The 7,109-nt window shown below is 46.7% G+C and carries 6 protein-coding genes, 1 tRNA gene and 2 pseudogenes; all 9 read right to left on the bottom strand.

The window, feature by feature from the left end:
- A pseudogene (locus BBB58_RS03105) lies at positions 1–383 on the bottom strand (glutamine--fructose-6-phosphate transaminase (isomerizing)); the annotation flags it as partial.
- Between the two features lie 358 nt (positions 384–741).
- The gene (glmM, locus tag BBB58_RS03100; RefSeq protein ID WP_074035375.1) at positions 742–2,100 is read right to left on the bottom strand and encodes a phosphoglucosamine mutase; all 1,359 of its coding nucleotides are present in this window, start codon (positions 2,098–2,100) and stop codon (positions 742–744) included.
- Positions 2,101–2,136: 36 nt separating this feature from the next.
- A pseudogene (locus BBB58_RS15600) lies at positions 2,137–3,216 on the bottom strand (CdaR family protein); the annotation flags it as partial.
- Positions 3,217–3,231: 15 nt separating this feature from the next.
- On the bottom strand, positions 3,232–3,417 hold the full coding sequence (locus tag BBB58_RS15285) for a hypothetical protein (RefSeq protein ID WP_244150657.1): 186 nt from the start codon (positions 3,415–3,417) through the stop codon (positions 3,232–3,234).
- The gene (cdaA, locus tag BBB58_RS03090) at positions 3,418–4,278 is read right to left on the bottom strand and encodes a diadenylate cyclase CdaA (RefSeq protein ID WP_074035374.1); all 861 of its coding nucleotides are present in this window, start codon (positions 4,276–4,278) and stop codon (positions 3,418–3,420) included. It lies immediately after the preceding gene.
- A 127-nt stretch (positions 4,279–4,405) separates the two neighbouring features.
- Entirely contained in the window at positions 4,406–5,041 is a 636-nt protein-coding gene (locus tag BBB58_RS03085) for an RseA family anti-sigma factor (protein ID WP_074035371.1), read from the bottom strand.
- Positions 5,038–5,613 (bottom strand): RNA polymerase sigma factor SigW, encoded by a 576-nt coding sequence (gene sigW, locus BBB58_RS03080; RefSeq protein WP_012727640.1) that lies wholly within the window; start codon positions 5,611–5,613, stop codon positions 5,038–5,040. Before sigW ends, BBB58_RS03085 begins: the two co-directional genes overlap by 4 nt.
- A 130-nt stretch (positions 5,614–5,743) precedes the next feature.
- Positions 5,744–6,646: an arginase gene (rocF, locus tag BBB58_RS03075; RefSeq protein ID WP_074035370.1), complete on the bottom strand. Its 903-nt coding sequence runs from the start codon at positions 6,644–6,646 to the stop codon at positions 5,744–5,746.
- A 318-nt stretch (positions 6,647–6,964) separates the two neighbouring features.
- A tRNA-Tyr gene (locus BBB58_RS03065) sits at positions 6,965–7,048 on the bottom strand.
- Between the last annotated feature and the right edge of the window lie 61 nt (positions 7,049–7,109).

The raw sequence follows: 7,109 nt of genomic DNA, 5'->3' as shown, positions 1-7,109 counted from the left end.
ATGAGCTGGACGATGACTTCTGTGTCCGTCTCTGAAAGGAACGGGACGTCGAGCGTCTTCTTGATGAGCTCGTCGTTCTCGATTACGCCGTTATGGACGAGCGTGAAGCGTCCTGTCGTGCTTTGATGCGGGTGGGCGTTCGGTACGCTCGGTACCCCGTGTGTTGCCCAACGTGTGTGGCCGATTCCAATCGTGCCGTCTACTTCTGCTGGGATGATTTCGCGTAGCGCAGCAATGCGACCGACTTCTTTGTGAACGTTGACATTCTCATGCATCAACGCAAGACCTGCCGAGTCATAACCACGGTACTCGAGTTTTTCAAGACCTTTGAGAAGGACTTCCTTCGCTCCGGTATTCCCAATCATTCCTACAATTCCACACATAAACAAATCTCCTCTATTCTAAAATTTCTCGAAAAAGGAAACGGGCTTTTTCTAAGAGCTGTCAGTACACGCTTCTTTGTCCGTCCGGTCGCCCGGGCGTTTTAAAAGCATGTTTGTCGTCGTGACAGGCGACGAGGAGGCATCCGCCGAAATCTCGATAACCTCCAACCTCGTCAACTCCGCAGAGTTCTGGCGCTTGTTCGTACTCTTGTGTCCTTCCGTTTCCAAGGTCACGCTCTTAATAGTACAAATCACACCCCCATTCGTCAAGAAAATCCGCTGTTTTCTCGATGACAAAACGGAAACAAAAAGGGAATCCGATGTGGATTCCCTTGTGTTATTCCCGGTTTTGAAAATTTTATCCGTCTACACCGTAATCTTCGCGTACGACTTGTGCGATTTTTTCAACGTAACGGTCACACTCTTCCGCTGTCGGGGCTTCAGCCATGACACGAACAAGTGGTTCTGTACCTGATGCACGGACGAGGATTCGACCGTTTCCGGCCATTTCCGCTTCCGCTTCTTGAATCGTTGCCAAAACACGCTCTCCGTTCATCGCATCGTTTTTATTCGTCACACGAATGTTCACGAGCTTTTGCGGATAAACTGGCATCTCTGCCGCTAATTCAGACAGTTTACGCCCTGTCGATTTCACGATTTCTGCCAATTGCACACCAGATAACATACCGTCACCCGTTGTCGAGTGATCGAGGAAAATCAAATGACCTGATTGTTCGCCACCGAGTGTATATTGATGTTTTTTTTTTTTTTCTACGACATAGCGGTCGCCAACTGCTGTTTGAAGCGCCGTCATGCCCGCTTCTTCAACGGCTTTATGGAAACCGAGGTTACTCATGACCGTCGCGACAATCGTGTTGTCTTTGAGACGCCCTTTTTCACTCAAGTATTTCCCGCAAATATACATGATCTTGTCTCCGTCGACGATTTCACCGTTCTCGTCAATCGCAATCAAACGGTCTCCATCCCCATCAAAGGCAAGGCCCATGTCCGCTCCTTTTTCACGGACGAATTCAGCCAAATGCTCAGGGTGTGTCGACCCGACACCTTCATTGATATTTAAACCGTTTGGCGAGTTTCCGATCGTCGACACGTTTGCTTCTAAGTCTGCAAACAGTCGAGCCGCAAGGCCACTCGTCGCTCCATGTGCACAGTCGAGTGCGATGTGAAGACCATCAAAATCTTCTTCTACCGTTTGTTTCAACATTTGAAGATACTTTTGCGCGCCTTCGTAGTAATCCGATACGAAACCGAGATCTTTACCTGTCGGACGCGGGAGCGTATCTTCCGCAGCATCTAAGATGTCTTCAATTTCTTGCTCGGTCGCATCGTCTAATTTGAAACCATCGCTACCGAAGAATTTGATTCCGTTATCCGCCACAGGGTTATGCGATGCTGAAATCATGACACCTGCCGTCGCGTCGAGCGATTTCGTCAAGTAAGCGACTCCAGGTGTTGAAATGACACCGAGACGCATCACTTCTGCACCGATTGAGAGAAGACCCGCAATCAATGCACCTTCAAGCATATGTCCTGAAATCCGTGTATCACGACCGATCAACACTTTTGGCTGTTCGCCTTCTGGCAAATGTTTCGACAACACGTAGCCACCCGCACGACCTAAACGATATGCTAATTCCGCAGTTAACTCAGAGTTTGCAACACCGCGAACTCCATCTGTTCCAAAATATTTACCCATAAGATTAAATCCTCACTTTTGTATGATTGAACATCTTTATTGAATGGAAGATGTTTCTGTTTCTTCATCGACACTCGTCAATTGAACATCGATTGTCTTTGGCGAGATCACGGTCACGCCTTTTGGTACTTCATAATCTGCATCGACCGCATGTGTTCCGCTCGGCAATCCGGTAAGATCTAACGTCACGTTGACACTGTTTGATGAGATGCTTTCAAGAAGGGAACGTTTGCCCGAGAGCGTCACGCTGACCACTTCTTGCGTTTGAATCGTGTAATTCGTCCGGTCATATCCACGGACAGTGATGGGGACGGTCAACCGAATCCGCTCTGTCAATTCACCCGTGTCATCTTTCGTCTCATCATTTGGACGAACGAGCACCTGGACTTCTACTTCTTTTTTACCGAGTGAAGTCACTCCTTCCGGAAGACGAAGGGTAGCGGTCACTTTTCCCGACTTCGTTAAATCGTCAAGTTCAATCGGTTCTGTCTCCACTTGCTGGAGTTCATCTAGCACCGCTTTTGGTGCAAAGACACGGACTTCCGTCTCACCTAGCAACGTATCAACTAAGCGGAAATCGTCTGCCACCTCTCCGCTCGTGACGACCTCGATTGGAATCATCGCGCTCTCGTCATAAATCGGTACGGTGACATTGATGATATTCGGATCGACCGACACGTTCAACGGATTTCCATTCGCATCTAAAATGGTCGGTGGAATTTCTCGTGTGAACGTCTGACTTTGATTGGCAACATCCACATTCAACGTGATTTCTTTGACGTTTTGAATCCGACTCGCACCACCTGTGACTTTTACAGTCGACGGTTCGATTTCGACATCGCCCGCGACTTTTCCGTCCGGTAATTGATCTTTGTTCAACAGATTCACGGACACAGGGACTTCAATCGTTTGTTTCCGATCGATATAGATTTCGACAGTCTCTCGATCTAGTTTGACATTGACGTCTCCGCCGAATCCACGCGCTTCGACCGGGACACGATGGAATCCGGTGCCAAGATTGGTCAAATCGACGAACACTTGATAATCTTTCACCAATTTCGTCATCGTTAAACTACTAGATGGCCCTTGAAGCTCGACACCCATCTCTTCCGGAACATTATATGCGACATACTAAAAATCATCAAAAAACACTTCGACCGGCACATCGAGCGTCATGGAACTTTGTCCGACGATTGGCAATGCGCTAGATGCGTTATTCGAAGAACTGGTCTCAGCGACCATTAAGTATAAAAGGACGGCTAAAGCAAGTGCGATGAAGCGGAGAAACCACTTATGTTGTAACCACTGATCAATCACTTACTTATCCCCTCCTTTTTTGTTTTTTATCGAGAGGGTCGCCTCTTTTTCTTCGATGACGAGTTCTTGAATTAATTTATTGCGAAGCGCTTCTTCGTCTAGTTCCCGATACAAGCGGCCCGCGATTGCAAGTGAGACTGCTCCCGTTTCTTCTGAGACGGTAAGAGTGACGCTATCCGTCACTTCACTGACCCCGATGGCTGCTCGGTGACGTGTCCCGAGTGCTTTATCGATGTGCGGGCTTTCCGAAAGCGGTAAATAGCAAGCTGCCGCCGCAATTTTCCCGTCCTGAATAATCATCGCGCCATCATGAAGCGGCGTATTCGGAATGAATAAGTTAATAATCAACTGGGATGTGATATGCGAGTCCATACGAATGCCGGTCTCCACATACTCGTTCAATCCCGTATCACGTTCAATCGCAATCAATGCACCGATTCGCCGTTTTGACATGTACTGTGCGGAACTGACGATGGCTTCAATCATTTGTCGTTGTTGCTCCTCATCACTTGTTCCCGTACGACTGAATAAGTTACTCGTTCGTCCGAGATGTTCAAGACCACGTCTCAACTCTGGCTGAAAAATGATGATAATTCCGAGGAGACCGTACGTGATCACCTGATTTAGCAAGAACTGGAGCGTCTTCAATCCGAAGAAACCGCTCAAGAACCAACTGACTAGAATGATGGAAATCCCTTTAATTAATTGTACTGCTTTTGTCCCACGCACAATCATCATCAACTTGTAAATGACATACGTGACGACGACGATATCTAAAACATCATTCAAATAATCGTACCAATGTACGTTTTCTGAAAGATTTAAAAATGAGAAAAATGATACTTGTTCAAGTAGCGGCAAATGCTCCCCTCCTCAACTACCTAGCTAAATCGTGCAAATTCCATTATATCATCATTTCAATAGATACGCATTGCGTCACGTCAAAACGAAACCAGATAGAAACGAAAAAAAGACGCCGGAAGCGTCTTTAGAAAAGTTGTTTCATCGAGTACCAAATCCATTCGAACATCTGATCGATCTGTTCGAGTTCACCTGTCACTTGACCGGCACTTGCTAAATAGGCACGACCATTGACGGCTGTCGCGTTTCCATTGACGGTACCTTCAATCCGTAAATCGCCACCTTGGACCGTGATGTCTTTTTCAACCTTGACACCGGCCGGGACAATGACTTCATTCTCAGATACGATCACACCTGGTACTTTTGTATAGGTCATCGTCTCTGAAGCGCTGCTCCATAGTCCGAGTGTCGCACTAGACATCAAACTAAAGAACAGTACGGCCGCAATCAAACCTGGGTGCCGTTGCAACCATTGCATTTGTTTCGAATGCGGTTTGCGTTCTTTTCGAACTGATTTTGAAAACGGTACGACGGGATCAGGTGCTGTTTGTACAGGAGTTTCAGGTAAAGCGGCCATCACTCGGGCCGTAAAATCTGCTGATAACTTTGGACGAGGCAATGCTTTCAGTTCTGCGTCGATTCGTTCATATTGTAGATACGATTCATATAATTCATCGTCCTCTAACAATTGACGCAATTCGTCAGATTCTTCGGGCAAAACGCCATCTTCCAAATATTGTTGTACTTTTTCTTCAGGAGTCAATTGAACCCCTCCCTATTTTGAAAGATTGTTTTTAACATTTCTCTTCCCCGGAAGATCCTTGTCTTAACCGTTGCGACCGGCATGTCGATCATCACGCTAATTTCTTTAAGCGACAAATCATCTACATATTTTAATAATAACGGAATGCGATATTTGTCTGGAAGTTGCTTGATTGCCTCATGCATTTCACTTCGAATTTCGCGATGAACCACTTGGGCATCGGGTTGGGGCGCTTCATCAGCTAAGTGGTCTTGATAAGTCAAACCGTCTGTACCCGCAATTTCGGCATCCATCGAATATTCAGGCTTCCGCTTCCTCAATCGGTCGATGGCAACGTTTGTCGTGATTCGATAGAGCCATGTTTTGAACTTATATTGTGCGTCGTACGTATCGATTCGTGTATAGGCACGAATGAACGCCTCTTGGGCAGCGTCCTCTGCTTCGCCACGATCATACAAAATTTTATAGGCGATTGCAAAGACGCCATCCTTGTATAGTTCTACCAGTTCGGCAAACGAATCGTGATTCCCCGCCCTCAATTCATCAACCAAACGGGTGGTCAGCCGTTCCATCAATCCACTTCCCCTCTCCGCTACACATGCGGTCATCTCTATATACGTCTTGATATTGAAATGGTTTCAAAAAAAACAAAAAAAGTTTCCATCCCCATTGTAGCAAACGGGTTTGGAAACTGTAAGGAAATCAGACGGTTTCGCCTTCCAATAACAGGTTTTCTTTAGACTTTATAATCGTTTCACATAAGCGATAGGCCAACTGAGCCGTCACGTCATCCCGGTCTAATGCCGGATTTAACTCGACGAGCTCTACTGCGATCAAGTCTTCTGCTTGCATCGCTTCTTTTAAAATCGCTTTGGCTTCGACTTCTGTTAAACCGCCGTCAACCGGTGTACCTGTTCCAGGAACGAGGGATGCATCGAGACTATCCATATCGAAACTGATATAAAAACGGTCTACTCGTTCACGAAGATAACTCAATGACTCTTTCATGATGACATCCACGCCACGCGTACGTACTTCTTCTACTGTAATGACTTTGATGCCGAGTCGATTGATTTCATTCATTTCTCCTTCATCGATATCACGCAGGGCAATATAAACTAAATGCTCTGGTGATAGCTTCGGATCACGTCCGCCCACTTCTGTCAGACGCACGTCGCCCATCCCCATCGCTGCCGCAAGTGGCATTCCGTGAATATTCCCCGACGGTGATGTTTCGCCTGTATTTAAGTCAGCGTGAGCATCCACCCAAATGACTCCATAAGGACCTGTTTGAGCCAATCCAGCAAGAGTACCGATTGCCATACTATGATCGCCCCCAACGATCAAAGGGAATCGATTTTCCGAAATTTCACGATGTACGACTTCTGCCAATTCCGTGACGGTATGCAAGACACCATCAACCCGTTTTAAGTGTTCTTCATTTTCTCGAATTTCAGATTCTGGCAAGACACGAATCGTATGTTTGACCGTTTCTGTCGGAAGAAGTTGTTGCATCCCCATTTCATTTAACTTTGTCGGTCCTTGATCGACCCCTAATTTCCCCTGACCGTAACGTAGCGGCACGTGAATATATGACCATTGCATCGCCATTCCCCCTTTATATGCTTGATAGTTAAATTGTAAACGCTATCATTTGTTTGGTTCAACTCGGCAGAATGATGAATAAACATGCAAAAAGGCAGCCTGAATGGTGGCAGGCTGCCTTTCTCTGTACTCTCAATTGAATGGTTAATGAATAAAAACAAAAAAAAACTTAAGTCATCACTAACTTAAGAAAAAAACATATGGTGGAGCCTAGCGGGATCGAACCGCTGACCTCCTGCGTGCAAGGCAGGCGCTCTNAACCTGCGACCCTCTGATTAAAAGTCAGATGCTCTACCAACTGAGCTAATGGCTCAAACCTGGTGGGGGGGGGCGGATTCGAACCGCCGAACCCGAAGGAGCGGATTTACAGTCCGCCGCGTTTAGCCACTTCGCTACCCCCCCGAGGAGTGCCGGCGAAAGGATTCGAACCCTCGACCCTCTGATTACAAGTCAGATGCTCTAC

It is taken from the genome of Exiguobacterium profundum, assembly GCF_001909285.1.
GTDB lineage: Bacteria > Bacillota > Bacilli > Exiguobacteriales > Exiguobacteriaceae > Exiguobacterium > Exiguobacterium profundum.
Note: the sequence above shows the minus strand (reverse complement) of the source record. Positions and strands in the feature narration are given on the sequence as shown.

Excerpts from the sequence above, each read along its gene's own strand:
- sigW (WP_012727640.1), bottom strand. The coding sequence starts at position 5,613 with ATGGAACGGCTGACCACCCGTTTGGTTGATGAATTGAGGGCGGGGAAT.
- glmM (WP_074035375.1), bottom strand. The coding sequence starts at position 2,100 with ATGGGTAAATATTTTGGAACAGATGGAGTTCGCGGTGTTGCAAACTCT.
- rocF (WP_074035370.1), bottom strand. The coding sequence starts at position 6,646 with ATGCAATGGTCATATATTCACGTGCCGCTACGTTACGGTCAGGGGAAA.